Source organism: Citrobacter sp. T1.2D-1 (assembly GCF_950098555.1).
Classification (GTDB): domain Bacteria; phylum Pseudomonadota; class Gammaproteobacteria; order Enterobacterales; family Enterobacteriaceae; genus Citrobacter_A; species Citrobacter_A telavivensis.
Genome location: NZ_CATNHH010000067.1, coordinates 78,451 through 101,990, shown reverse-complemented (window position 1 = coordinate 101,990; position 23,540 = coordinate 78,451). Strand labels below are relative to the sequence as shown.

General features: G+C 53.6%; 25 protein-coding genes, 1 tRNA gene and 1 pseudogene. 14 read left to right on the top strand and 13 right to left on the bottom strand.

Going from position 1 to position 23,540, the window contains the following annotated elements; genetic code table 11:
- Positions 1-3 precede the first annotated feature (3 nt).
- From napG to QQZ17_RS22970, 12 genes are all read left to right on the top strand, one after another.
- Entirely contained in the window at positions 4-699 is a 696-nt protein-coding gene (gene napG / locus QQZ17_RS23025) for a ferredoxin-type protein NapG (protein ID WP_152403473.1), read from the top strand.
- Positions 686-1,549 carry a quinol dehydrogenase ferredoxin subunit NapH gene (gene napH, locus QQZ17_RS23020; RefSeq protein ID WP_152403476.1) on the top strand — a complete coding sequence of 288 codons (864 nt, stop codon included), beginning with the start codon at positions 686-688 and terminating at the stop codon, positions 1,547-1,549. Before napG ends, napH begins: the two co-directional genes overlap by 14 nt.
- Positions 1,546-1,995, top strand: a complete 450-nt coding sequence (napB, locus tag QQZ17_RS23015) for a nitrate reductase cytochrome c-type subunit (protein WP_094465596.1) — start codon at positions 1,546-1,548, stop codon at positions 1,993-1,995. The genes napH and napB overlap by 4 nt, the downstream gene beginning before the upstream one ends.
- Before the next feature lie 9 nt (positions 1,996-2,004).
- The gene (gene napC / locus QQZ17_RS23010) at positions 2,005-2,607 is read left to right on the top strand and encodes a cytochrome c-type protein NapC (RefSeq protein ID WP_046481706.1); all 603 of its coding nucleotides are present in this window, start codon (positions 2,005-2,007) and stop codon (positions 2,605-2,607) included.
- A 23-nt stretch (positions 2,608-2,630) separates the two neighbouring features.
- Positions 2,631-3,251: a cytochrome c biogenesis heme-transporting ATPase CcmA gene (gene ccmA, locus QQZ17_RS23005; RefSeq protein ID WP_152403478.1), complete on the top strand. Its 621-nt coding sequence runs from the start codon at positions 2,631-2,633 to the stop codon at positions 3,249-3,251.
- On the top strand, positions 3,248-3,907 hold the full coding sequence (ccmB, locus tag QQZ17_RS23000; RefSeq protein WP_042317911.1) for a heme exporter protein CcmB: 660 nt from the start codon (positions 3,248-3,250) through the stop codon (positions 3,905-3,907). Before ccmA ends, ccmB begins: the two co-directional genes overlap by 4 nt.
- A 477-nt stretch (positions 3,908-4,384) precedes the next feature.
- Positions 4,385-5,122, top strand: coding sequence for a heme ABC transporter permease (locus QQZ17_RS22995; RefSeq protein ID WP_152403481.1), 738 nt, complete (start codon positions 4,385-4,387; stop codon positions 5,120-5,122).
- Positions 5,119-5,331 carry a heme exporter protein CcmD gene (ccmD, locus tag QQZ17_RS22990; protein ID WP_152403483.1) on the top strand — a complete coding sequence of 71 codons (213 nt, stop codon included), beginning with the start codon at positions 5,119-5,121 and terminating at the stop codon, positions 5,329-5,331. Before QQZ17_RS22995 ends, ccmD begins: the two co-directional genes overlap by 4 nt.
- Entirely contained in the window at positions 5,328-5,807 is a 480-nt protein-coding gene (gene ccmE, locus QQZ17_RS22985; protein WP_152403485.1) for a cytochrome c maturation protein CcmE, read from the top strand. The genes ccmD and ccmE overlap by 4 nt, the downstream gene beginning before the upstream one ends.
- Positions 5,804-7,747 (top strand): heme lyase CcmF/NrfE family subunit, encoded by a 1,944-nt coding sequence (locus QQZ17_RS22980; RefSeq protein WP_152403487.1) that lies wholly within the window; start codon positions 5,804-5,806, stop codon positions 7,745-7,747. Before ccmE ends, QQZ17_RS22980 begins: the two co-directional genes overlap by 4 nt.
- Complete coding sequence (gene dsbE / locus QQZ17_RS22975; protein WP_152403490.1) at positions 7,744-8,301, top strand: thiol:disulfide interchange protein DsbE; 558 nt, start codon at positions 7,744-7,746, stop codon at positions 8,299-8,301. The genes QQZ17_RS22980 and dsbE overlap by 4 nt, the downstream gene beginning before the upstream one ends.
- Entirely contained in the window at positions 8,298-9,350 is a 1,053-nt protein-coding gene (locus QQZ17_RS22970; RefSeq protein WP_152403492.1) for a cytochrome c-type biogenesis protein CcmH, read from the top strand. Before dsbE ends, QQZ17_RS22970 begins: the two co-directional genes overlap by 4 nt.
- 41 nt (positions 9,351-9,391) lie before the next feature.
- Here the strand turns inward: QQZ17_RS22970 and narP are convergent, their stop codons facing one another.
- From narP to QQZ17_RS22945, 5 genes are all read right to left on the bottom strand, one after another.
- A complete protein-coding gene (narP, locus tag QQZ17_RS22965) occupies positions 9,392-10,039 on the bottom strand; it encodes a nitrate/nitrite response regulator protein NarP (protein ID WP_152403494.1) in 648 nt (215 codons plus the stop codon).
- A 175-nt stretch (positions 10,040-10,214) separates the two neighbouring features.
- Positions 10,215-11,759, bottom strand: coding sequence for a DUF6056 family protein (locus QQZ17_RS22960; RefSeq protein ID WP_152403496.1), 1,545 nt, complete (start codon positions 11,757-11,759; stop codon positions 10,215-10,217).
- The gene (locus QQZ17_RS22955; RefSeq protein ID WP_152403498.1) at positions 11,759-12,706 is read right to left on the bottom strand and encodes a glycosyltransferase family 2 protein; all 948 of its coding nucleotides are present in this window, start codon (positions 12,704-12,706) and stop codon (positions 11,759-11,761) included. Before QQZ17_RS22955 ends, QQZ17_RS22960 begins: the two co-directional genes overlap by 1 nt.
- Entirely contained in the window at positions 12,703-13,065 is a 363-nt protein-coding gene (locus QQZ17_RS22950) for a GtrA family protein (protein ID WP_044326632.1), read from the bottom strand. Before QQZ17_RS22950 ends, QQZ17_RS22955 begins: the two co-directional genes overlap by 4 nt.
- 296 nt (positions 13,066-13,361) lie before the next feature.
- Positions 13,362-13,604, bottom strand: coding sequence for a hypothetical protein (locus tag QQZ17_RS22945; RefSeq protein WP_152403500.1), 243 nt, complete (start codon positions 13,602-13,604; stop codon positions 13,362-13,364).
- Between the two features lie 356 nt (positions 13,605-13,960).
- On the opposite strand from QQZ17_RS22945, the gene QQZ17_RS22940 reads away from it, so the two are divergent.
- Positions 13,961-14,422, top strand: coding sequence for an SAM-dependent methyltransferase (locus QQZ17_RS22940; protein WP_152403502.1), 462 nt, complete (start codon positions 13,961-13,963; stop codon positions 14,420-14,422).
- Positions 14,423-14,801: 379 nt separating this feature from the next.
- Here QQZ17_RS22940 and fdnI read toward each other — a convergent pair whose 3' ends face one another.
- The 7 genes and pseudogenes from fdnI to QQZ17_RS22910 form a co-directional block, all read right to left on the bottom strand.
- Entirely contained in the window at positions 14,802-15,452 is a 651-nt protein-coding gene (gene fdnI, locus QQZ17_RS22935) for a formate dehydrogenase-N subunit gamma (RefSeq protein WP_152403504.1), read from the bottom strand.
- Positions 15,445-16,329 carry a formate dehydrogenase subunit beta gene (fdxH, locus tag QQZ17_RS22930; RefSeq protein ID WP_152403506.1) on the bottom strand — a complete coding sequence of 295 codons (885 nt, stop codon included), beginning with the start codon at positions 16,327-16,329 and terminating at the stop codon, positions 15,445-15,447. The genes fdnI and fdxH overlap by 8 nt, the downstream gene beginning before the upstream one ends.
- Positions 16,330-16,340: 11 nt before the next feature.
- Positions 16,341-19,391, bottom strand: a complete 3,051-nt coding sequence (gene fdnG / locus QQZ17_RS22925; RefSeq protein WP_152403508.1) for a formate dehydrogenase-N subunit alpha — start codon at positions 19,389-19,391, stop codon at positions 16,341-16,343.
- 295 nt (positions 19,392-19,686) lie between these two features.
- Positions 19,687-19,793, bottom strand: a pseudogene (locus tag QQZ17_RS26510) (hypothetical protein); the annotation flags it as partial.
- Positions 19,749-19,825, bottom strand: a tRNA-Pro gene (locus QQZ17_RS22920). The pseudogene QQZ17_RS26510 and the gene QQZ17_RS22920, both read right to left, overlap by 45 nt.
- A gap of 73 nt (positions 19,826-19,898) precedes the next feature.
- On the bottom strand, positions 19,899-21,659 hold the full coding sequence (yejM, locus tag QQZ17_RS22915) for an LPS biosynthesis-modulating metalloenzyme YejM (RefSeq protein WP_152403509.1): 1,761 nt from the start codon (positions 21,657-21,659) through the stop codon (positions 19,899-19,901).
- 31 nt (positions 21,660-21,690) lie between these two features.
- Positions 21,691-21,918: a YejL family protein gene (locus tag QQZ17_RS22910; RefSeq protein ID WP_042317936.1), complete on the bottom strand. Its 228-nt coding sequence runs from the start codon at positions 21,916-21,918 to the stop codon at positions 21,691-21,693.
- A 180-nt stretch (positions 21,919-22,098) separates the two neighbouring features.
- On the opposite strand from QQZ17_RS22910, the gene yejK reads away from it, so the two are divergent.
- A complete protein-coding gene (yejK, locus tag QQZ17_RS22905; protein ID WP_152403511.1) occupies positions 22,099-23,106 on the top strand; it encodes a nucleoid-associated protein YejK in 1,008 nt (335 codons plus the stop codon).
- A 52-nt stretch (positions 23,107-23,158) separates the two neighbouring features.
- Here the strand turns inward: yejK and rplY are convergent, their stop codons facing one another.
- Positions 23,159-23,443, bottom strand: a complete 285-nt coding sequence (gene rplY / locus QQZ17_RS22900; RefSeq protein ID WP_043000095.1) for a 50S ribosomal protein L25 — start codon at positions 23,441-23,443, stop codon at positions 23,159-23,161.
- Positions 23,444-23,540 lie beyond the last annotated feature (97 nt).

Here is a 23,540-nt window from a genome sequence, read left to right as displayed (position 1 = left end):
GCCATGTCCCGGTCAGCGAAACCCCAAAACGGCCGCCGCCGCTTTCTGCGCGATGTTGTACGCACAGTGGGTGGACTGGCTGCCGTTGGCGTGGCGCTGGGGTTACAGCAGCAAACCGCACGAGCTACGGGCGTGCGGTTGCGCCCGCCTGGTGCCGTGAACGAGAACGCCTTTGCCAGCGCCTGTGTGCGCTGCGGGCAGTGCGTTCAGGCATGTCCGTATGACACCTTAAAACTGGCGACGCTCGCGTCGGGCTTGTCGGCCGGTACGCCGTATTTTGTTGCCCGCGATATCCCGTGCGAAATGTGCGAAGACATTCCGTGCGCCAAAGTGTGCCCCAGCGGGGCGCTGGACCGGGAGATTGCCTCCATTGATGATTCGCGGATGGGGCTGGCGGTTCTGTTGGATCAGGAAAACTGCCTGAACTTCCAGGGCTTACGCTGTGACGTCTGCTACCGCGAGTGCCCAAAAATCGATGAGGCCATCACGCTGGAACTGGATCGCAACATGCGAACCGGCAAACATGCGCGATTTATCCCCACCGTTCACAGCGATGCCTGCACGGGTTGCGGTAAATGTGAAAAAGTCTGCGTGCTTGAACAGCCGGCGATAAAAGTGTTGCCGCTGACGCTGGCGAAAGGGGAGTTGGGTCACCATTACCGCTTCGGCTGGCTGGAGGGGAACGATGGCAAATCGTAAGCGTGACGCCGGGCGCGAAGCGCAGGCGAAAAAAGGCATGTGGCGGAGTCACCGCTGGCTGATCTTCCGCCGTCTCAGTCAGTTTATCGTGCTGGGAATGTTTCTGAGCGGTCCGTGGTTTGGCGTATGGATCCTGCACGGGAACTACACCAGTAGCTTGCTACTGGATACGATCCCGCTGACGGATCCGTTGATTACCCTGCAAAGCCTGGCGAGCGGTCATCTGCCCGCCGCGGTGGGACTCACGGGCGCGGCGATTATTACGGCGCTGTATGCCCTGGCAGGAAAGCGATTGTTTTGCAGTTGGGTCTGCCCGCTGAACCCGATTACCGATTTTGCGGCCTGGCTACGTAGAAGGTTTGACCTGAATCAGTCCGCAACCATTCCACGTCATATACGGTACGTACTTCTGGTTATTGTGCTGGTGGGTTCAGCGCTGACCGGGACGCTACTGTGGGAATGGATTAACCCTGTTTCACTGCTGGGGCGTAGCCTGGTGATGGGATTCGGTAGCGGCGCACTGCTGATTATCGCTCTGTTTTTATTTGATTTGCTGGTCGTTGAACACGGCTGGTGCGGGCATCTTTGTCCTTTAGGCGCACTGTATGGCGTGCTGGGTAGCCAGGGCGTGTTAACCGTTGCGGCAAAAGACCGACAGAAATGTAACCGCTGTATGGACTGTTTTCATGTTTGCCCGGAACCGCATGTGTTACGTGCCCCGGTGCTGGATGAGCAAAGCCCGGTGCAGGTCACCAGTCGCGATTGCATGGCCTGCGGTCGCTGCGTGGATGTCTGTTCTGAGGACGTATTTACAATAACTACACGATGGAGTTCGGGAGCGAAATCATGAAAAGCCATGACCTGAAGAAAGCGCTGTGTCAATGGACAGCCCTGCTGGCCCTGGTGGTGAGCGGTGCGGTTTGGGCGGCAAACGGAGTGGATCTTAACCAGTCTCCGGAAGTGTCAGGGACACAGGAAGGGGCGATTCGCATGCACAAAGAGCAGGAGCGTATGCCGCTGAACTACGTGAATCAGCCGCCGATGATTCCCCATAGCGTCGATGGTTACCAGGTGACCACGAATACCAACCGCTGTCTGCAATGCCACGGTGTCGAAAGCTATCGTACCACCGGCGCGCCGCGTATTAGTCCAACTCACTTTATGGACAGCGACGGCAAAGTGCTGGCCGAAGTGGCGCCGCGTCGTTATTTCTGTTTGCAGTGCCATGTGCCGCAGACTGACGCCCCGCCGATTGTGGGTAACACCTTTACCCCATCGAAAGGTTACGGGAAATAAGAGGTCATTATGGAAAATTCTAACCGTAAACCAGGCCGGATTAAGCGCCTCTGGCAATGGTGGCGTCGCCCCAGTCGCCTGGCGCTGGGTACGCTGCTGTTAATCGGGTTCGTCGGCGGGATTATTTTCTGGGGTGGATTTAACACCGGGATGGAAAAAGCCAACACCGAAGAGTTCTGCATTAGCTGCCACGAAATGCGCAACACGGTGTATCAGGAATACATGGAAACCGTGCACTACAACAACCGTAGCGGTGTACGCGCGACCTGTCCTGACTGCCACGTACCGCACGAGTTTGTGCCGAAAATGATCCGTAAGATCAAAGCCAGCAAAGAGTTATATGCCAAAGCGTTGGGGCTTATCGATACACCGCAGAAGTTCGAAGCGCATCGCCTGACGATGGCGCAGAATGAATGGCGAAGAATGAAAGATAACAATTCTCAGGAGTGTCGTAACTGTCACAACTTTGAATTCATGGACTTAACGGCCCAGAAGAGTGTCGCCGCGAAAATGCACGATCAGGCGGTGAAAGACGGGCAAACCTGTATTGATTGCCATAAAGGGATTGCGCATAAGCTCCCCGATATGCGCGAAGTCAAACCGGGCTTCTGACGGGGTGGTAATGAGTGGGTAGCATGCTTGAAGCCAGAAAGCTCCTCTGCGAGCGGGATGAACGAGTCCTGTTTAGCGATTTGTCGTTCCAGGTCAACGCAGGGGAGTGGATACAAGTTACCGGGGGCAATGGCGCGGGGAAAACCACCCTGTTGCGATTGCTGACGGGACTCTCTCGCCCTGATGCCGGGGAGGTATGCTGGCAAGCACAACCGCTGCATCGTGTACGGGACAGCTACCATCAAAATTTGTTGTGGATTGGACATCAGCCGGGGATCAAAACCCGGCTGACGGCGTTGGAGAACCTGCGTTTTTTCCACCAGGACGGTGACAGCGCAAAATGTCTCGCGGCGCTGGCGCAGGCTGGCCTCGCCGGATACGAAGATATCCCTGTCAATCAGCTCTCTGCCGGACAGCAGCGCCGGGTGGCGTTAGCGCGTCTCTGGCTGACTCGCGCTACGCTCTGGATCCTCGACGAACCCTTTACCGCTATTGATGTGAACGGCGTTGAACGCCTGACGCAGCGGATGGCGCAGCATACTGAAGAGGGGGGGATTGTCATCCTCACCACCCACCAGCCGTTGAACGTCGCCACGGACCGCATTCGCCGGATTGCGCTAACTCACGAGAGGGTAGGGCAATGATGTGGCGTATCTTTCGTCTTGAACTGCGCGTGGCTTTTCGCCATAGCGCGGAAATTGCCAATCCGCTGTGGTTCTTCCTGATTGTCATTACGCTGTTCCCGCTGAGTATTGGCCCGGAACCGCAGCTGCTGGCACGCATTGCGCCGGGCATTATCTGGGTCGCTGCGCTGCTGGCTTCGCTGCTGGCGCTGGAGCGACTGTTTCGCGATGACCTGCAGGACGGCAGCCTTGAGCAACTGATGCTGCTGCCGATCCCGTTACCGATGGTGGTGCTGGCAAAAGTTATGGCCCACTGGATGGTCACCGGTTTGCCGCTGTTGATCCTCTCTCCGCTGGTGGCGCTGCTGCTGGGGATGGACATCTACGGCTGGAAAATTATGGCGCTGACCTTGCTGCTGGGGACGCCGACGCTGAGCTTTCTCGGCGCACCGGGGGTGGGCTTAACGGTTGGGCTAAAGCGCGGCGGCGTGTTGCTGAGCGTACTGGTGCTGCCGTTGACTATCCCGTTGTTGATTTTTGCTACCGCCGCGATGGATGCGGCATCCATGCATCTTCCTGTGGATGGATACATGGCGATTTTAGGCGCGTTACTGGCGGGTAGCGCGACGTTGAGTCCTTTTGCGACGGCGGCAGCGTTACGCATTAGTTTGCAGTAATGCGTTGCCTGATGGCGCTGCGCTTATCAGTCCTACAGGGACAGAGTGTGCAGTATGTAGGCCGGATAAGGCGTTAGCCGCTCTCCACCTGTTGCCTGATGGCGCTGCGCTTATCAGGCCTACAGGGACAGAGTGTGCAGTATGTAGACCGGATAAGGCGTTAGCCGCTATCCACCGGTTGCCTGATGGCGCTGCGTATATCAGGTCTACAGGGACAGAGTGTGCAGTATGTAGGCCGGATAAGGCGTTAGCCGCTCTCCACCTGTTGCCTGATGGCGCTGCGCTTATCAGGCCTACAGGGACAGAGTGTGCAGTATGTAGGCCGGATAAGGCGTTAGCCGCTCTCCACCGGTTGCCTGATGGCGCTGCGCTTATCAGGCCTACAGGGGCAGAGTATGCAGTATGTAGGCCGGATAAGGCGTCAGCCGCCATCCGGCATGACGGTAACTTCATTCGTTTGAGTCTGGTGACGGAATTATGTGGAAAACACTTCATCAACTGGCTATGCCCCCACGGCTGTATCAGCTTTGTGGCTATTTCGTGCCGTGGCTGGCCGTCGCCAGTGTACTGGTGCTGGCTACGGGTTGGATCTGGGGATTCGGTTTTGCACCCGCGGATTACCAGCAGGGGCAGAGCTACCGCATTATTTATCTGCATGTCCCGGCAGCAATCTGGTCAATGGGGATTTATGCCTCGATGGCGGTGGCGGCGTTTATCGGCCTGGTCTGGCAGATGAAAATGGCGAACCTGGCGCTGGCCGCGATGGCGCCGATTGGTGCGGTGTTTACATTTATTGCGCTGGTTACCGGCTCTGCCTGGGGCAAACCGATGTGGGGCACCTGGTGGGTATGGGATGCGCGGCTGACTTCGGAACTGGTGCTGCTGTTTCTCTACGTTGGCGCGATTGCCCTGTGGCATGCGTTTGACGACCGTAAAATGGCAGGGCGCGCAGCAGGGATCCTGGTGCTGATTGGCGTGGTGAACCTGCCGATCATTCACTATTCGGTGGAGTGGTGGAACACGCTGCATCAGGGCTCAACCCGCATGCAGCAAAGCATTGACCCGGCTATGCGTACGCCGCTGCGGTTGGCGATTATCGGCTACCTGCTGCTGTTCATCACGCTGTCGCTGATGCGCATGCGTAACCTGATTCTGATGATGGAAAAACGTCGCCCGTGGGTGAGTGAACTGATTTTAAAAAGGGGCCGCCAATGACCACTGCATTTGCATCCTGGAGTGAATTTTTTGCGATGGGCGGCTACGCCTTTTACGTCTGGCTGGCCGTGGCGCTGAGCATCATCCCGCTGGCGGTACTGGTTATTCATACCGTGACGCAGCATCGCGCCATCTTGCGTGATGTTTCCCGACAACGGGCGCGTGAAGCCCGCCTGCGTGCGGCGCAGACAGAACGGGAGGCGGCGTGAATATTCGACGTAAGAACCGTTTATGGATTGCCTGCGGCGTACTCGTTGGATTAGCACTGACGATTACGCTGGTGCTTTACGCGCTGCGCGCCAACATCGACCTGTTCTATACGCCAGGTGAGATTATCTACGGTAAACGCGAGACGCAGCAGATGCCGGAAGTGGGCCAGCGGCTGCGGGTGGGCGGCATGGTTATGCCCGGCAGCGTGAAACGCGATCCGAACTCGCTGAAGGTGAATTTCAGCATCTATGACGCCGAAGGCGTGGTGGATGTCACCTACGAAGGCATCCTGCCGGACCTGTTCCGTGAAGGGCAGGGCGTGGTGGTGCAGGGGGAACTCGGCGAGAAAAATCACATCCTCGCGAAAGAAGTTCTCGCCAAGCATGATGAGAATTACACGCCGCCGGAAGTCGAAAAAGCGATGCAGGAAAACCATCGTCGCCCGGCAAGCGTCAATAAGGATAAGACATCATGATGCCTGAAATTGGCAATGCGCTGTTATGCCTGGCTCTCGGCGTTGCGTTGTTACTCTCAGTCTATCCGCTATGGGGTGTGGCACGCGGCGACGCGCGGATGATGGCATCGGCAAGACCCTTCGCCTGGCTGCTGTTCATCCTGGTGATGGGGGCCTTCATGGTGCTGATCAACGCCTTTGTGGTGAATGATTTTACCGTGCTCTATGTCGCCAGTAACTCCAACACGCAACTGCCCGTCTGGTATCGCGTCGCGGCCACCTGGGGCGCGCATGAAGGCTCGCTGCTGCTCTGGGTGTTGCTGATGAGCGGCTGGACGTTTGCCGTCGCGCTGTTTTCTCAGCGGATGCCGCTGGATATCGTCGCCCGCGTGCTCGCGGTGATGGGGATGGTCAGCGTCGGTTTCCTGTTATTCATTCTGTTTACCTCCAACCCCTTTGCCCGCACGCTGCCGGATTTCCCGATTGAAGGGCGCGATCTGAATCCATTGTTGCAGGATCCGGGACTGATCTTCCATCCGCCGCTGCTGTATATGGGCTATGTGGGTTTCTCAGTCGCCTTCGCGTTCGCTATCGCGGCGTTGATGAGCGGTCGTCTGGACAGCACCTTTGCCCGTTTTTCGCGTCCGTGGACGCTGGCCGCGTGGGTTTTTCTGACGCTAGGGATCGTGCTGGGCTCGGCATGGGCTTACTACGAACTCGGCTGGGGCGGCTGGTGGTTCTGGGACCCGGTGGAAAACGCCTCGTTTATGCCGTGGCTGGTGGGCACCGCGCTGATGCACTCGCTGGCGGTCACTGAACAGCGCGGTAGTTTCAAAGCGTGGACGCTGCTGCTCTCCATCTGTGCGTTCTCGCTCTGTCTGTTGGGGACGTTCCTTGTACGCTCGGGCGTGCTGGTATCGGTGCATGCGTTTGCTTCCGACCCGTCCCGCGGGATGTTCATTTTGGCCTTCATGGTGCTGGTGATCGGCGGCTCGCTGCTGCTGTTTGCCACGCGAGGGCATAAGGTCCGCTCCAGGGTGAATAACGCCCTCTGGTCACGCGAATCGTTGCTGCTTGGTAACAACGTGCTGCTGATTGCCGCCATGCTGGTGGTGCTGCTGGGAACACTGCTCCCACTGGTGCATAAGCAGCTCGGGCTGGGGAGTATTTCCATCGGCGAACCGTTCTTTAATACCATGTTTACCTGGCTGATGGCGCCGTTTGCCCTGCTGCTGGGCATTGGCCCGCTGGTCCGCTGGGGACGCGATCGACCGCGTAAATTGCAACGGTTGCTGGTCATCGCGCTGGTCAGCACTTTTGGGCTCTCTCTGCTGCTGCCGTGGCTGTTTGAGAGCAAGATTGTCGCCATGACGGTTGTCGGGCTGGCAATGGCCTGCTGGGTGTTTGTGCTGGCGATGGCGGAGCTTGCGCAGCGTATATCGCGTGGTACAAAAATGACGCTCAGCTACTGCGGGATGGTGGCCGGGCACGTCGGCCTGGCGGTGACGATTGTCGGGATCGCCTTCAGTCAGAACTACAGCGTCGAGCGCGATGTCCGCATGAAGGCCGGCGATAGCGTCGATATTCATGAATATCGCTTCACCTTCCGTGAAGTGAAGGATATCACTGGCCCCAACTATCGCGGTGGCGTGGCAATTATCGGCGTGACCCGTGATGGCAAAGCAGAAGCGACGCTGCACGCCGAAAAACGGTTCTATAACAGCACCAGTTCGATGATGACGGAAGCGGCGATTGACGGCGGGATCACCCGCGATCTGTACGCGGCGCTCGGCGAAGAACTGGATAACGGCGCGTGGGCCGTTCGTCTGTATTACAAACCGTTTATTCGCTGGATCTGGGCGGGTGGAATATTGATGGCGCTGGGTGGGCTGTTGTGTCTGTTTGACCCACGTTATCGCAAACGCGTACAACCGCAAAAATCGGCGTCGGAGGCGGTATGAAGCGCAACGTACTTTTGATTCCCTTTGTGATTTTCCTCGTGATTGCCGCGGCGTTGCTGTGGCAACTGGCGCGCAACGCAGAAGGCGACACGCCGACGAATCTGGAATCGGCACTGATTGGTAAACCGGTGCCGACCTTTCGACTCGAGTCTCTGGAAAACCCCGGTAAGCATTATGAGGCGGACGTGCTGACCCAGGGCAAACCGGTCTTACTCAACGTCTGGGCGACGTGGTGCCCGACCTGTCGCGCTGAGCATCAGTATCTGAACCAGTTGTCGGCACAGGGGATTCGCGTGGTGGGGCTGAACTATAAGGACGACCGCCAGAAAGCCATCGTCTGGCTGAAAGAGCTGGGTAATCCCTACGCGCTGAGCCTGTTTGACGGCGACGGCATGCTGGGCCTGGATCTGGGGGTCTATGGCGCGCCGGAAACGTTTCTGATCGACGGTAAAGGCATTATTCGCTATCGCCATGCCGGGGATCTGAACGCCCGCGTCTGGGAGAGTGAAATCAAGCCGCTGTGGGAGAAATACAGCAAGGAGGCCGCGCAATGAGAATTCTGCTGAGTGTGCTGATGCTGCTGCTTTCTGCCAACGCGCTGGCCACCATTGATGTGATGCAGTTTAAGGATGAAGCCCAGGAGCAACAGTTCCGCCAGTTAACCGAACAACTGCGCTGTCCGAAATGCCAGAACAACAGCATCGCGGATTCCAATTCAATGATTGCGACCGACCTGCGGCAGAAAGTGTATGAACTGATGCAGGAAGGGAAAAGTCAGAAAGAGATAGTCGACTACATGGTGGCGCGCTATGGCAACTTCGTCACCTATGATCCGCCGCTGACACCGCTGACTATTCTGCTGTGGGTGCTCCCGGTAGCGGCAATTGGTGCCGGTGGCTGGATTATCGTTGCCCGCTCGCGTCGACGGGTACGCCTGAAACAGGAGGTGTTCCCGGACGAGATGACGTTAGCGCAGGGCAAACGCGCCGGGCTGGCGGTTTATCTGCCGGGTATTGTGATTGCCGTCATTGTAAGTGCAGTCAGTTATTACCAGACCGGGAGCTATAAGCAGGTGGTAATCTGGCAGCAGGCGACGGCACAAAGCCCGGCCCTGCTGGAGCGCGCGCTGGATCCAAAAGCGCAGCCGCTGGATGAGGAAGAGATGACGCGTCTGGCGCTGGGGCTGCGTACCCGTCTGCAAAGTGATGCGACGAACGTGGAAGGCTGGATCATGCTGGGGCGGATCGGCATGGTACTCGGCAATGCCAGTACCGCTACCGAGGCATATGCTAACGCCTATCGACTCGATCCGAAGAACAGCGATGCGGCGCTGGGCTATGCTGAAGCGCTAACCCGCTCTTCTGATCCTGATGATAACCGTCGTGGAGGGGAGTTGTTGCGAGAGCTGGTCCGTCGCGATCACGCCAATGTGCGGGTCCTGAGCATGTACGCCTTCAATGCCTACGAGCAGGAACGTTTTGGCGACGCGGTGGCGGCCTGGGAAATGATGCTGAAGATGCTGCCAGCGAACGATACGCGTCGTGCGGTGATTGAGCGCAGTATTGCGCAGGCAATGCAGCACTTATCACCAAAAAGTGAGTAACCACGTGGCCGGACTGAACGCTCCGGCCGCGTGTTGTTGAATTACTGTAGCCCGCGGGTTTGTAAAAACAGAATGGTGGCGGCAACGCGCGAGCGTACGTTGAGCTTGCGCAGCAGGTTGCGGATATGCACCTTCACGGTTTGTTCGGAGATGTTGAGGACCGAGGCAATCTGCTTGTTGGACAGTCCCTGTGCCAGTTCGTGCAGGACATCCAGCTCACGCTCGGTCAGTATGCTGAACGGATCGTCCTCCTCACCAAACATTTCGCGCTCGCGCAGATAATCACTGACGCGTTCACTGAAAACCTGACCGCCGTTGGCACCCGTGCGAATAGCGTCCAGCAGGACTTCCGGATCGCTGTCTTTTAACAGATAGCCGTCTGCACCTGCATCAATCAGGGCATAAATGTCACTGGCCGCATCCGAGACGGTGAGAATGATAATCTGCGCTGTGATCCCATCGCGGCGCAGGGCGTTCAACGTATCCAGACCGCTCAGCCCTTTCATATTCAGATCAAGCAGGATCAAATCCAGATCGAGACGGTTTGCCAGATCAATCGCCGTTGCGCCATCGCCCGCTTCGGCAACCACCTCGAATGTCGGATCCAGTTCCAGTAACTGACGGATACCACGACGCATAAGAGGGTGGTCATCTACTATCAGCACCTGAAAAGGCGTTGCTTCAGGCATAGTTAGCTCCCGATGTTTTATTAGAATCATTATTGTTATTCGATCAGGAATCGTCCAGATTCACCGCATCGATAAGAGGGTGAAATATTACCCCAGATTACGCATGGGTAAGAAGTAAAACCTGCCGGGAAAAGGGGGGAGGGGGAGCCTCTCATCGTCATGAGAGGCGATGTGATTAGGGCAGTAGCGCGACGTGAGCCACGTCTTCCTCGGGTATCGCGCTGAAATACCAGTATTCATCGTTGATTTTTGCGACGCTAAAACGCGCAAGCGAGAGCGACGTGTCGGACAATGCGGTCTTCACCTGTACGGTGCCGGTTAACGGACGTTTGCTCACCAGCATGAAATCGCCGCGGTTATTGAACCAGGCTGTGGTATCGCCGCTGAGCGCTTGTTGCTTGCCGTTTGCCAACACGGAGTAATCGAAGTTAACCTTTTCCTTTTCCACATTCTCTGCGCCAAAATAACGGCCATAAACCTGCGGATCGTGAAAGAAACCGAAATGACCCCCGCTGTTTTGCATCTTCAAAAAGTGGAAATCAGGCACGGTAAAGTCCTTGTGCCCCTGACTGAGTTGGCTCTTAACGATACTCACACGGACAAAATCTTGCTGATAAACGCGCGTATAAGCGGCATACATTAAGGAGTATGACCAGATGAATACCGCAGCCATCAGGCCCGTAACGGCATAGACGCCATTCATGACCCTGGGACCGGCTACCGTAACGACTTCCCTCGCGAGGAAAGAGAGGGCCAGCAGGAAGAATAAAAATGTCGACAGCATGACCCGGTCGGGATACGACGGGGAGGCCACCATGATAAAAGAGGTCCCCAGTCCCACCAGCAGCATTAATCCGGCCATACCGAGATTGGCACTTTTAATGCGATGTCCCTGTCGTTTCGCCGCGAACAAAAGTATCGCCAGTAAAACCAGCACCACATAAGAAATCCATACCAGCGCCAGGTGGTTAAAAAAGCGCTCACTCAGATGAATAGTGATTCTTTCGGCGATCGATTTATTGTACCAGACGGTATGCGCACCCTGGGCGCGAATAAAATTGCCTGGCGAGAAAATCAAAATACTGGCACCCACCAGCGCGGATAAAAAGTAAGCGATCTTATTCGCAATGATGCGTTTCTCTTGCCAGTAATCGTACACAATAGCCAGCAGTGCAAGGCCAACGACAAAAGGCGCGACGCTTTCATTGGAGCAGCCTGCCAGCAGTCCGAGCAACAGCATTCCAACGTGCGTCCGCGCTTCGCGCTGTTGTTGTATGCGGTACAGGTTCCATATCCATGCGGCGACGAACAGATTCGTCCACAGGTAGTTTGCGCTACCAACGATCCAGAAAACCGTTTGTCCAATATTCGGGTTAGCGACCCAAAAGGTCAGAAAAATAAGGGTAAAAATCAATGCATCATGTTTTTTCCATTTCAGCGTGCCCGTAGGGGTTTTCACAATGAAATAGCAGAACGCGACGACGACAAGGCCCGTCATGGTCGAGACAAACCAACGAGACTCGGTGGCGAGTAACAGCGCGCTGACATAATCAGCGACGACGCGCCCGCTCCAGGTCAGGTAGTGATTCAGGTGCGCATCAAATGAGATGCCGAGCAGGGCATAACGGTAATCATCGGAGTGAATAGGGGTGAACCACTCCAGGACAAATACTGCAAAAAAGGCAATTAAAAGAATGCTTTTATTAACATGCTTTAACATCAGTTATCCTTGTCTGAATCATGACCCATCGTTTTACGTTTTTTCAGGATGTATCGAGGCCGCTGCTTGGTTTCGACATAGATTCGCCCGATATACTCACCCAGTACGCCAATACCAATAAGCTGAACGCCTCCCAGAAACAGGATTGACACAATCAGGGAAGAATAGCCACGCACGGGATTTCCCCACAGAAGCGTATCTATTACCATTCCCGCGCCGTAGGTGAAAGAAACCAGGGCGACCGCGAGACCAATGTAGGTCCAGATACGCAGAGGAAAGGTGGAAAAAGAGGTGATCCCTTCCAGTGCGAGGTTCCACAGCTTCCAGCCGTTAAATTTGCTCTTCCCGGCACAGCGAGTGGCGCGCGCGTAGAGGACGATGTCGGTTTTGCCGCCAACCCAGGATAAAATCCCTTTCATGAACAGATTTCGTTCGGGCATTTGTTTAATGTTGTCCACCACTTCACGACTCATCAGCCGAAAATCGCCGACGTTTTCTTCAATATGCGGTGTGCTGATTTTATTGTGCAGCTTGTAGAACCACTCGGCGCTTTTACGCTTCAGGCGACTATTGACAGAGCGATCGGAACGTTTAGCCAGCACAATGTCCGCCCCTTCCTGCCATTTTTTGATCAGGTGAGGAAGGACTTCGACAGGGTCCTGGAGATCGACATCCATCGGAATAACGGCGTCGCCACTGGCATTGTCGAGCCCGGCAAGCAGCGCCGGCTCCTTGCCAAAATTTCGCGTAAACGAAAGCGCGACAACAAGAGGATCGGCAACGGCGAGAGCGTTAATGATGGATTCCGTTGCATCGGTACTGCCATCATTGATGAACACAATTTCGATGTCATGCGCTTTCAGCGCGTCGTATTCGCGCACCGTCTTGTAAAAAAGACCAATGGTTTCTTCTTCGTTGAAGACAGGAACGACCAGTGAAATTTTCATCGTGCGTCCTTGAATACAATGAATCTGGAATAGATAAATCCACAGATAAGGCTAATGGCTGAGAACGCAACCAGCGTCACCAGCGGCGGGAAACCGCACTGTTCTGCCCCCCAGCCCGTCAGGATACTGAGCAGGCCCATAAACCCGACATACAGCAGATAGCGACGTGTTGTAGTCGATTGCTTGAAGGTAAACCGGGCATTGGCATAAAAAGAGAAACTCACAGCAACACTGAACCCCAGGAAATTAGCCAGCGCCTGATGGGTATGAAAAGCGTAGATGCAGATAGCAAAAACTATCCAGTGAATCAATGTGTTGATCACGCCTACGGAAGTGTACTTAATGAAGTGATGCCACATAAGCAATAAGGTCGGCTGTGCAAAAAACGGGATTGTAACATTATTCCTTCCCCTAACTCGAATCGAATTCAACGCTTATGAGTGCGAATAATCAGAAGCCAGCCCATCAGGGCGGGTTTCCAGGGGAATGTTGGTCAACACGAGAGGATTTGAACCTCCGATCTCCGTCCTGCGACAGCCATGATGATGCGCAGCACATATTGAGGGTCGGATTTGTGCCGGGAGAGAACGCTGTCAATGAGAGTGTTATCAAAGAGATGAGTTGCTGTAGGGGCAGTCGAAGCTTCTCCTGGAAACTATTTCAGAATAGCCGTAACGATGCTGCTGAACACGGAACCCGTAGTAAAGGCGTACTCCGTCGTTATCTCCTCTTTGCGCATGTCCGCGAGTCTGGCAAGTGCGCTTTTAGCATCGGTCGCGTGGACTTCCTCAAAGAGCTTCTCCCAGCCGTCTCTGGCAAGTTGCGCAGTTTTTTCCGCATCAGTTCTTTCCAGGGCGGCAATTTGAGCCCCTCTTTTAAAAAAACAGTATTCAGGCATACGTTACTCCAGGACAGGATGACATCAGAAATAACATATCTAATCGCTCTGGGTTCGTACAGCGGAATTTTCAGCAGGCTGATTCAGTATCAATAAGATGTTGTGCTATATCGTCGATATATCGTAAAAGCATGAAAGGATTTATTCCGCTCCTCGCTCAGCGCAGACAGTAAAATGAATGGATTCCAGCGTCAGACGCTCTACATTTCCGCCAGATTAAACAAGGGCGCGACAGAAGGTCGCTTCTTTTTTTGGGTTGTTGCAATAGCTTGAAAGTTAATTCAGGATTGTCAGTGTCGTCGACGGCATATCTGAACATAAAGGTAATTTTAAATGACTTTTGTTAAGGAGACGCTATGAGAACATATATTGATGCTATAGGGAAAGTTGAGGTTATTAATGATGATATAATCATTGCGCTTAATCCTCCCTATCGCGATGGTCTGAAAGGATTAGACGGATTCAGCCACATCAATGTATTGTGGTGGTGCGATGGCTGTGATGATCCCTTATCTCGGCAGAAAATGATAACGTCAGCACCTTATACTGAGGAAACGTTGGGAGTGTTTGCGACTCGCACTCCTCAGAGACCAAACCCCATTGCACTCACGACGGCAGAAATAATGGATATTGATTCAGATAAAGGTATTCTGATTATATCCTGGATTGACGCGAACAATGGAAGTCCGGTTATAGATCTTAAACCTTATACACCGAGTCTTGACAGGGTGGAAAATCCAGTTACGCCATCGTATTTTTCTCACTGGCCTGAATCATTAGAGGCTTCTTCGAATTTTGACTGGTCGTCAATTTTTTAATTGTGATAGCAGTACAACGATGCGCAGAACAATATCATTTCTGATAATCCACTGGATGAGATGATAATAACGAAAGGTGAGGGTATATCTCTCACCTTTAAATACCTTTCAACCAGACGGTGGCACGCGGGTAGCCTGAAAACGGGATCGCTTCGGGCGCTGTATGCGCCACCTTGTCTCTCTTGCGGAATATCTCGTTCAAGCGATTACTCTTCCTGTTGTCAGGGATACACATCCCGTTGAGAAAAAATGAGAAAAAATGAGAAAAAAATAGCGCCAGAGTAATAACTGACGCTACGGTGTTAATCACATTTTTCTGCTCAGGGTTGGGTTTACTTTTACCGTTCTGTCGGATATGAGAACCTGAGATTCATGGATGTCATTTGCTTTCTTCTTGTACTGCTTTTTCAGCAGCCTCAACTTCACGATACCAGCGAGGATGATGTTTCTTTGCCCACCGTCGACTGACTTTTCCTTCGATCATGCCGGTGATGGAGCCTTTCACCCAGAACGCCATATACATATGAATCAAAATGGCGTGGATCAGCACGATAGCTGCAGTTGCATGAATCAATAAACTCCAGCGAACGACGACGATGGGGAAATAGTGAGTAAAGTAAGGCCGCCAGATAATGACACCGGTCACCAGTAGTACAAAGATCAGACTCATGATGCTCCAGAACATCATTTTCTGTCCGGCATTATATTTCCCAACATCCGCGACTTTATGTTCATTTCCTTTCAGTACCTCGACAATGCCTTTAATCCAGGGAAGATCCTGTTTATTAGGGATATTGTGATGGACAAAACGGACGAACATAAACATCAGTACGACGAAGATCAGCACGCCGAAGAAGGGATGCAATATCCTTCCCATCTGCGGTGTCCCAAAGGTTTCGGTCAACCATTTCAGGGTAGGGAAGAACAGAGCGATACCGGAAAGCGCGACCAGAAAGAAGCTGATGACGACCGTCCAGTGACAGGCACGATCAATGAACGTCGTTCTCAGGATCATTTTGCTTTTACTCATGGGTGTTTTCCTCATCATCATCTGTCTCTTTGTTGGGCCCAATCCCTACATAGTGGTAAATCAGCCCAGCAAAGGTGGCGATAAATCCGGCAGCAGAGAGCGGTTTGAGGATCCCTTTCCATAAATTCACCGGGGTAGCAATATGCGGATCGTTCGGTAGGTTATGGTAAAGCTCCGGCCGATCGGCATGGTGCAAAACATACATCACATGAGTACCGCCCACCCCTTGCGGGTTGTACACACCCGCGTTGGTATATCCGCGTTTTTTAAGTTGTGCCACACGGGTTTCCGCTACGTTCAGCATCTCTTTTTTGGTGCCAAACTGGATGGCACCCGTCGGGCAGGTTTTCACACAGGCGGGTTCCTGGCCGACGCTGATCCTGTCCACACAGAGCGTACATTTGTAGACACGATTATCTTCAGGGTTCAGTCGCGGGACATTAAACGGGCAACCGGCAATACAGTAACCACAACCGATGCAGTGCTCAGACTGGAAATCGACGATGCCGTTGGCGTACTGGATGATTGCGCCTGCAGACGGACAGGCTTTAAGACAGCCCGGATCTGCGCAATGCATACAGCCATCTTTGCGGATCAACCATTCCAGCTTGTCATTCTGGGTGGTTTCGCTAAAACGCATCACAGTCCAGGATTTAGCGCTGAGATCGGTCGGGTTGTCATATACACCGTTGCAATATCCGACGTCATCGCGGATGTCGTTCCATTCGGAGCAGGCTACCTGACAGCCTTTGCAGCCAATACAGGTCGTGACATCAATGAGTTTTGCCACTTCGGCACGAAAATCCCGGGCATGCGGCGGTGGAGTAAGAGTGTTGGTCGCGGAGCGTTTGATAATATCTTGTGATTGCATAGCCATAAGTTCCTCTCCTACGCTCGCTCGATGTTAACCAGGAATGCTTTGTATTCTGGTGTTTGTGAGTTGGCGTCGCCGACGGATGGCGTCAGCGTGTTAGCGAGGAACCCTTTGCGTGTTGCCCCTTCAAATCCCCAGTGGCATGGGATCCCAATTGTGTCCACCTGCCTGCCGTCAATTGTCAGCGTTTGCAGGCGTTTGGTTACAACGGCTTTCGCTTTGATAAAACCACGTTTGGACATGACCTTCACCGTGTCGCCTGCCGTAATCCCCTTTTTGCTAGCCAGCGCTTCGCCAATTTCGACGAACTGGTCGGGTTGGGCGATGGCGTTCAGAAGAGCGTGTTTCGTCCAGTGGCGGAATAATTCGGTAATTGAATACGTGGTCGCGACGTACGGGAAAATGTCGGCTTTGCCCATATTAGCGATATCGCCAGGGTAGATGCGCGCAACCGGGCTGGACACAACATCCGGATGAAGCGGGTTGGTGCCAATAGGTGATTCAATGGGTTCGTAATGTTCGGGGAATGGCCCGTCGTTCATTTTGTCGAGAGAGAACAGACGTGCGACACCTTCCGGATTCATGATGAAGGGCCCGACGTTACTGCCCGGAGCGGCCTGGCCGTAGTCTGCCACATCCATTCCGGTCCATTTTTTACCGTCCCAATGCAGAAGAGGACGTCTGGCATCCCATGGCTTTCCGGCAGGGTCGGCAGAGGCGCGGTTGTAGAGAATTCGGCGATTTGCCGGCCAGGACCATGCCCAACCAGGCGTACAGCCCAGGCCATACGGATCGCTGTTATCGCGATTGGCCATTTGGTTACCTTGCTCGGTCCAGCTTCCGCAGTAGACCCAACAGAAGCTGCTGGTCGACCCGTCATTACGAAGCTGAGCAAAGCTGCTCAATTGCTGACCTTTCTTCGCGATCAATTGTCCTTTGTCATCGTAGAGGTCTGCCAGCGCTATTCCGTTGGCTTCGCGGGCAATTTCTTCCGGATGCGGGTCATACGGATCTTTATAGTTCCAGTTGATGTTCATAAGCGGTTCGGGATTCGCACCGCCTTCCTGTTGGTATAATTCGCGCAGACGCATAAACAGACGGCCGAGAATTTTGCCATCATGCAACGCTTCACCCGGCGGCTCCGCCGCTGCCCAGTGCCACTGTAACCACCGTCCAGAGTTGGCAATTGAACCGTTCTCCTCTGCAAAACAGGATGACGGCAGGCGGAACACTTCTGTCTGAATCTCTTCCGGTTTAACCTCGTTCATTTCGCCATGGTGCTGCCAGAAGTTAGAGGATTCGGTAACCAGGGGATCGATAACCACCATATACTTCAGCTTCGAAAGCGCGCGGGACGATTTGTTTTTATCGGGAAATGCAGCCAGTGGATTGAATCCCTGGACGATGTAGCCGTTTATTTTGCCTTCCAGCATCAGCTCGGCTTGCGTCATTACGTCATAAAGACGATCCCATTTAGGCAGCCAGTCATAGCCCCAGTTATTTTCCGCAGTGGCATGATCGCCCCAGAAGCTTTTCATCATGCTGACAAAGAACTTCGGCGTATTCTGCCAATAGTTCACTTCATTTACGCCCAATGCTGGTGGGGTAATTTGCGAGATATAGGTCTGATAGTCTGGTTGTTTTTCGGAGGGTAGCGGCATATATCCGGGGAGGTTGGTCGACAGCAGACCAAGGTCAGTATAGCCCTGAATATTTGAGTGGCCACGCAGGGCGTTGACGCCACCGCCAGCCATACCGATATTGCCCAACAGCAGTTGCAGCATTCCGGCTGCACGAATGATCTGCGCCCCGGCGGAGTGGTGTGTCCAGCCCAGCGCATACAGGATAGTCGCGGTGCGGTCGGGTACGCAGGTGCTGGCGAGAATGTCGCAAATGCGGTTGAAGTCCTCCAGCGATGTCCCGCACAGGCGATTCACCATTTCCGGGGTGTAACGATCGACGTGAGTTTTGAGTAAATTCCAGACACAGCGAGGATGACTCAGGGTTTCATCACGCAGGGCATTTCCCTGTTCATCAAGCTGATAGAACCAACTCGATTTATCATATTGCCGTTTTTTAGGGTCATAGCCGCTGAATAATCCGTCATTGAACTGATAGTCTTCGCGGATCAGTAGCGCAGCGTTGGTGTAATGGAGAACGTATTCGTGCTGTACGCGCTCGTGTTTCAGCAGATACCGAATGACTCCCAGCAGGAACGCGGTGTCTGAACCCGCACGGATCGGCGCATAGAGATCGGCAACAGCGGCGCTTCGGTTAAAACGTGGGTCGACCACCACAACGGTGGCGTCATTTTTGGTCTGTGCTTCAACCACCCATTTAAAACCAACCGGGTGAGCCTCTGCGGCATTGCCGCCCATAATCAGCACGATGTTGGCGTTTTTAATATCCACCCAGTTGTTGGTCATTGCGCCACGACCAAACGTTGGTGCCAGCGCAGAAACGGTTGGACCATGGCACAGACGAGCCTGGCAGTCGATGGCAACCATCCCCAGGCTACGGGTAAATTTGCCGTCGAGGATACCGGTTTCATTGCTGGCTGCGGAAGAGCACAGCATGCCGGTGGTCGTCCAGCGATTGACGGTCACACCCTGCGCGTTTTTCTCGATGAAATTAGCATCGCGATCGTCCTTCATTAACCGCGCGATGCGGTTAATGGCATCATCCCAACTGATACGTTCCCATTTATCAGAACCTGGGGCGCGATATTCGGGATACTGTAGGCGTGTTTCACTGTGAATATAATCCAACACGCCAGCACCTTTCGGACACAAAGAGCCGCGACTGACCGGATGATCAGGGTCACCTTCAATGTGGTAGATGCTCTCTTTGACGTTTTTAGCGGTATCGCCAAGACTGTACATCAGCATGCCGCAGCCTACTGAGCAATAAGTACAGTTATTACGCGTTTCTTTGGCTTTTAAGAGTTTGTACTGACGTGTTTCCGCGTGAACGGAAAAAGATGATAAGAATCCGAGAGATGCAACAGTTGTTCCTGCCATACCACCCGCGCAGATTCGAAAGAACTGCCTCCGGCTGAGCTCCATTTTTTCTCCAGCTTAAACTTAAGACATGAAAAAGTTCAGTTATTGTAAGGTTAAATCGAATGATAAACCATTAGCTTTTAGTGGTTATTGACATGCTGAAATATTGATATTTTTGATCTAAGAAGGGATTGCCAGATAAAGGACCGGCTTCGTCGGTCAGACAGGTCAGGTATTCTTTGCGGGTCTGTACTTGTGTAAATCGTTCACACAGAGGAAACCTCCAGTCAGTCTGACTGAAGGTATAGGATAGCGACGGAATTTCAGGTGGTTACAGGTTAGCTTATGTCGGAGTTATTCCCCGTACAAATTTCAGGCATAAAAAACCAGCCGTAAAAGGCTGGTTCTTAAGGGGAATTTTGGTCGGCACGAGAGGATTTGAACCTCCGACCCCCGACACCCCATGACGGTGCGCTACCAGGCTGCGCTACGTGCCGACTTGTGGGAGGTAATACTACCGCTTTCCGCACCGAATGCAAGGGGACATCCGGCTAACTGATTAATAATAAATCAGTTAGCGATAAAACGCTTCTCGTCCGTCAACACCTGCAACAGCAGACTCAACTGTGGCTTCTGATCTTTAATCTTCTCGCCGCGTAAATCGTAAGTCTGGTACTTGCCGTTGTTGTTCAGCACCAGCGTCATTTCAGGCGTAGTGATCGCCAGCGTACTGAGATCGGCCGCCGTCACCCAGTAGTGGCGACGATTGGCGTTAAACAGATCCTGTCCCTGCGAATACTCATTGGCAGGCGTGCTGACGTGGAGCAGACGCTGCATTAGCGTGGTCATGACATCAGTATGATCGGTCAGGCTGTTGATCCGCTGCGCGGGGGTTCCCGGCCAGTGAATGATAAGCGGAACCTGCAGGTGACCGCGTGACCAGGCGAAGTTTCTTTCTTCATCGTTCAGCGCGACGCCGCGACCGGCAGTGATAATCACAACGGTGTTATCCAGTTTGCCGGATTCACGCAGCGCGCCGAGCACGCGGTTGATCTGTTTATCCACATCCCCTGCCGCGCGGGCGTAACGGCGGATGAAAGTCGCCTGGTTGCTGTCGTCAACGTTGGTGCCGTTAAACGAAACCCACGAGAACCAGCGGTTATCTTCCTGTGCGTAACGGCCCAGCCAGTTGATCCACTGGCTGGCGGTCTGCTCGTCGGACTGCGTTTGTACGCTGGGCATTGAGAAGTCAGACAGCAATGCCTGGCGGTACAGCGGGCTGGTAAAGCCGTCAGAGGAGAACAGCCCCAGCTGATATCCTTGTTGATTCAACGCCGAAATCAGGGCAGCAGGCGTACGGGTGGACAGAATACCGTCCATGTAGCTCGGTGACACGCCGTAGAACAGGCCAAAAATGCCGTTATCGGTGGTGTTGCCGGAACTCATGTGGCGCGTAAAGGCGATGTTCTGTTCGGCAAATCCGGCGAGGGCAGGCATCTGCTTTTCATAGCGAGAATAGTTCAGGCCATCGACGGTGATCAGCAGGACGTTTTGCCCTGTGCCCATATCGCGATAACGTAACTCGCTCAGCGGATACTGTACGGACACGGCTTCAGGATTTCCCTGCTCAACCAGACGGCGCTGATACTCCTGCGCATCCAGCAGGCCATGTTTTTCCAGAAACCGGCGCGCGGTCATCGGATAGGAGAGCGGCAGATTGGCGCGCTGCATGGTGATCGGGCGATAGAAATTGGCATCCGCCCAGATATAGACCACATGCGAGGTAATAAATGACACAAAGAAGAAGGCGGCCAGCGGCTTGGCGAAGTGGCGACGACGCGTCAGGCTGCGCAGTTTTTGCCAACTCCAGGTCGCAAACAGCATTTCAATCAGCAGGATAACCGGCACGCTGATAAACATCAGCTGCCAGTCGCGCGCCATTTCATTCTGGTCGGGGTTAATCACCAGTTCCCAGACGATGGGATTAAGATGCAGGTGGAAACGGGTAAACACTTCGCTGTCGATCAGCAGAAGCGTCATTCCGGCCGTCGCCAGAATGGCTGACAGGAAACGCATCAGCCTCTGGGACATCACAATGAACGTCAGCGGGAACAGAATCAGCAGATAAGTGGCAAACACCAGAAAGCTGAAATGACCGACGATACTCAGATACGAGTAAACACGACCCGCCAGCGTTGTCGGCCAGTCGGCGACAAACAGGTAACGGCTGCCGAGCACAATGGCCAGCAGAATGTTGAACAGTGCAAACCAGTGCCCCCAGCTAACCATCTGGGAGACTTTTTCACGGTAGCGCTGACGGTGAGTTACCATAACTTGTCGTTCGTTTCCCCGAAGTCGGCTTTTAGTGCGCTTTGTCGTCGTTTACCGAGGACTGTAACGCGCGGGCAAAAGAGTTCGCAATCGCCTGGCGCTGAGCCGGGGCAATGCTGGTATTTATAAGGTTGGTGACCATGTTTCCCAGCACCATCAGGGAAAGGTCAGTCGGTGCCTTATGTTTTTCCAGTACGTTGAGCATCTCGGTGAGCAGTTGTTCAACGTGTTCGTCACTATAGCGGGAGATTTGTGGCATAAATCGAAATCAGTTTATTCATGAAAGGGCAACATATTACCGTAGCAACAGTTTTTTTTCCGCTTTTTTATCCTCAATAATTCGCGTTACCGTGCGACAGGCAAAATGGCGCTGCATCTTCTGTTGCGTCGCCTCGCCGGTGGTGGTTGAATACCGCCCGGTCTTTAAGGAGAGTTTATCATGAGTCTGGATATCAACCAGATTGCCCTGCACCAGCTTATCAAGCGTGAAGAGCAAAACCTTGAGCTGGTCCTGCGCGATTCATTACTGGAACCGACAAACACCGTTGTCGATATGATGGCTGAGTTGCATCGGGTCTATAGCGCGAAAAACAAAGCGTATGGCCTGTTCAGCGAAGAGAGCGAACTGGCGCAGGCACTGCGCTTGCAGCGTCAGGGGGAGGAAGATTTTCTCGCCTTTAGCCGCGCGGCAACCGGACGCTTGCGTGACGAGCTCGCCAAATACCCGTTCGCTGACGGCGGCATTGTGCTGTTCTGTCATTATCGCTATCTGGCGGTAGAGTATTTACTGGTGGCGGTGCTGAACAACTTAAGCAGCATGCGCGTTAATGAGAATCTGGATATCAACCCAACGCACTATCTGGATATCAACCATGCCGATATTGTCGCGCGTATCGATCTGACCGAGTGGGAAACCAATCCGGAATCCACCCGCTACCTGACCTTCCTGAAAGGACGGGTAGGGCGCAAAGTGGCGGACTTCTTTATGGATTTTCTCGGGGCCAGCGAAGGTCTCAATGCCAAAGCGCAAAACCGTGGACTGCTGCAGGCGGTCGATGACTTCACCGCCGAAGCGCAACTGGATAAGGCTGAGCGTCAGAACGTGCGTCAGCAGGTGTACAGCTACTGCAACGAGCAGCTCCAGGCCGGTGAAGAGATTGAACTGGAGTCGCTGTCAAAAGAGCTTTCTGGCGTCAGTGAAGTGAGCTTTAGCGAGTTTACGGCAGAGAAAGGCTATGAACTGGAAGAGAGCTTCCCGGCCGATCGCAGCACGCTGCGTCAACTGACTAAATATGCCGGTAGCGGTGGTGGGTTAACCATTAACTTTGACGCGATGCTGTTGGGCGAACGCATCTTCTGGGATCCGGCCACCGATACGTTGACCATTAAAGGCACGCCGCCGAACCTGCGCGATCAGCTTCAGCGTCGTACTTCAGGCGGTAACTAAGCGCCATAAAAAAACCCCGCCGGAGCGGGGTTTTTCTTCAACTTGTTGGCGATTACGCGCGAACGAAGTCGATGTGAGTCAGCTTCGGCTTGAACGCGTGACGCTGTACAGCCTGAGCTTTAACTTTAACTTCTTTACCGTCAACAACGATAGTCAGAACGTCGCTATAAAAACCTTCTTTAGCTTGCATGTTCATGATGGAATCGTGGTCCAGTTCGATAGCAATCGGGGCTTCTTTGCCACCGTAGATGATTGCCGGGAACTTGTTAGCGGCACGCAGGCGGCGGCTCGCACCCTTACCCTGCTCTTTACGTACTTCAGCGTTGATAGTAAACATTTAAATCTCTCTTTAATAATTCCTGTTACAGGCGACCCAGCAACAGGTAAGTGATCTGCTTTGCGTATGCAAAAGCGGGCGAGATTCTATACTTAAA